We start from the raw sequence: 233 nt of genomic DNA, 5'->3' as shown, positions 1-233 counted from the left end.
CTTCCACCGTCATCCGGATCCTGAAGGGCTGTCCATCAGGGGTCAGCCATTTGCCGCCGGATTTCTTGAAGCCTGCCTTCTCCAGCAGTTCGCCGGCAGCCTTCGGATCCGGTTTCCACCAGCCATAGCCGAAGGCACCGCTGATTGCCTGCGGGTCGGTCGGGATCTGGTCCTTGAACTTCGGCTGCTTGCGCAGGATATCGGCGATCTGTTGCCCGACCGTCGGGTCATAA

General features: G+C 60.9%; 1 pseudogene. It reads right to left on the bottom strand.

Going from position 1 to position 233, the window contains the following annotated elements:
• A pseudogene (locus AF337_RS18640) lies at nt 1–233 on the bottom strand (ABC transporter substrate-binding protein); the annotation flags it as partial.

The sequence above is a fragment of the Rhizobium ecuadorense genome, from assembly GCF_001187535.1.
In the GTDB taxonomy this organism is placed as follows: Bacteria; Pseudomonadota; Alphaproteobacteria; order Rhizobiales; family Rhizobiaceae; genus Rhizobium; species Rhizobium ecuadorense.
This window is presented reverse-complemented; position numbering and strand designations above follow the sequence as displayed.